The 2213-nt window shown below is 62.1% G+C and carries 3 protein-coding genes; 1 reads left to right on the forward strand and 2 read right to left on the reverse strand.

Translation table 11 applies throughout. The features are described 5' to 3' along the window. Nucleotides 1–727: glycoside hydrolase family 25 protein (locus tag EOA86_RS31595; protein ID WP_245497436.1), on the forward strand; the 727-nt coding region annotated here is incomplete at its 5' end. Here EOA86_RS31595 and EOA86_RS31600 read toward each other — a convergent pair. Together EOA86_RS31600 and EOA86_RS31605 are read right to left on the reverse strand one after the other, a co-directional pair. Next, entirely contained in the window at nt 618–1358 is a 741-nt protein-coding gene (locus tag EOA86_RS31600; protein WP_245485906.1) for a uracil-DNA glycosylase, read from the reverse strand. The genes EOA86_RS31595 and EOA86_RS31600 overlap by 110 nt on opposite strands. Nucleotides 1359–1369: 11 nt before the next feature. Then, nucleotides 1370–1951, reverse strand: a complete 582-nt coding sequence (locus EOA86_RS31605) for an NYN domain-containing protein (protein WP_029354483.1) — start codon at nt 1949–1951, stop codon at nt 1370–1372. Between the last annotated feature and the right edge of the window lie 262 nt (nt 1952–2213).

The following is a 2213-nucleotide window of genomic DNA, read 5'->3' on the forward strand; positions in this document are numbered from 1 at the left end:
CCTTTGGGGCGCTGCCAGCCTGATCCTGGCGTGCCTCGTCGCGGCCGGCGGCTATTTCTCCCTCCGTCCGTTTTCTCCGGATCGCGGCAAGTATTCGGTCAGGGGCATCGACGTTTCCCATCACCAGCGGCAGATCGACTGGCAGCGTGTTGCCGCCGACGATGTTGCCTTCGCCGTCATCAAGGCAACCGAGGGCGGCGGCCACGTCGATGATGCCTTCGACGCCAATCTGCGCGAGGCCCGCGCGGCTGGTTTGGCAGTCGGTGCCTATCATTTCTTCACCTTCTGCAGGCCTGGCGCCGATCAGGCGAAGAATTTCATCTCCGTCGTGCCGCGCGATCAACCGCTGCTGCCGCCGGTGGTGGATATCGAATTCGTCGGCAATTGTCCGCGGCGGCCATCGCCCGAAGAATTGAATGTCGAACTCTCGGCTTTCCTCGGCCCTGTCGAGGCAGCTTTCGGCAAAACGGCGATCCTCTATGTGACCGACGAGGCCGCACGGGCCTACGCCGGCCAGATCGTCGGTCGCCCGCACTGGGTTCGTTCACTGGCGCTGTGGCCAGGTCATGACGACTGGATCTATTGGCAGTACCACGACAGCGGTCGCGTCGACGGCGTCAGCGGCGATGTCGATCTGAATGTCCTTCAGGGCGGGCAGGAGAAATTGGCCGAGCTGTTTGCGCCTCCGCCCGAATCCAGCTCTCGAGAAACGCCGCTATATCCCTAAAGACGTTGACAAACATCTCTTCGGTCAGGACGCCGGTGTTGGTGTTGTAGCGCGAGCAATGGTAGCTGGAGAACAGCGTGACGCCATTGGTTTGCTGCTGCCCGCCGTGCTTGAACGGATAAGCAGCAACACGTTGGCCGAGCGCCCGCACCGTCGACTGGTGCGCGATCGAGCCCAGCGCCAGTACGGCGCGCAGGTTCTTGAACCGCGCGATCGTCGGCACCAGGAACGTCCGGCAGGTGGCAATCTCGGCGCCGACCGGCTTGTTGTCCGGCGGCACGCAGCGCACCGCATTGGTGATCGCCGTGCCGACAAGCTCCAGCCCGTCATCGGGCCGCGCCTTGAATTGGCCGCGCGCAAAGCCGTGCGCGATCAGCGTGTTGTAGAGGAGGTCGCCGGCATAGTCGCCGGTAAAGGGACGTCCGGTGCGGTTTGCACCGCGCAGGCCCGGCGCCAGTCCGACGATCAGCAGCCGCACCGCATCCTCGCCCTCGGGCGGAAGGAAGGTCGGCACCGGCGCATTGAACCAGGACGGCTCGCGCTGCCGCCATTGCGCGATAAAATCGTGCAGCCGCGGGCAGAGCGGGCAGTCGCGATCGGGCTCTGGGGAGGCGACCAAGGGGGCGGTCAAGATCCCCGCCGTCAAAAATCGTCCTCGTCGACTTCAGCCGGCTCGGGCCGGCGCACCGGCCGCTCGGAGGGATCACGGCCGACTTCGTTCTTCAGCGTCATCAGATCGATGAAATGGTCGGCCTGGCGGCGCAGGTCGTCGGAGATCATCGGCGGCTGCGATGCCATGGTCGAGACGATCGACACCTTGCGCCCGCGCCGCTGCAGCGCCTCGACCAGTGTGCGGAAATCGCCGTCGCCGGAAAAGATGACATAATGGTCGACGACATCGGCAAGTTCCAACGCATCGACGGTCAATTCGATGTCCATATTGCCCTTAATCTTGCGGCGGCCGGTCGAGTCGGTGAATTCCTTGGCCGGCTTTGTTACTACCTTGAAACCGTTGTAATCGAGCCAGTCGATCAGCGGCCGGATCGAGGAGTATTCCTGATCCTCGACCAGCGCGGTGTAGTAGTATGCACGCAGCAGGTAGCCGCGTTTCTGGAAGCTCGACAAAAGCCTGCGGTAGTCGATATCGAAGCCGAGCGCGCGCGACGTGGCGTAAAGATTGGCACCGTCGATGAAAAGAGCGATTTTTTCACGAGGGTCGAACATGGAAATATTCCTTTTCGAAAATAAGCGGTCGTCTTAATGCGCGTGACTATCGGTCGGCTTGAAATAACCGGCTGACCTTCGTCATTCGAGATAACGCCGGTTTTACGGCAATCCAAGGGTATGATGCTGTATAGCAAGCAATTGTGATCGGTGCCGTATCGTCGCAGGCGGCGCCCCCAGACTCGCCTTGGCCCGGCCTTAGTCCGCCCCTGACCTGGCCCCGGACTTGGCCCCAGACCTGAGATTGCCAAAAAGCTTGTAT

The organism is Mesorhizobium sp. M5C.F.Ca.IN.020.32.2.1 (genome assembly GCF_004023105.1).
GTDB classification, from domain to species: Bacteria; Pseudomonadota; Alphaproteobacteria; order Rhizobiales; family Rhizobiaceae; genus Mesorhizobium; species Mesorhizobium wenxiniae.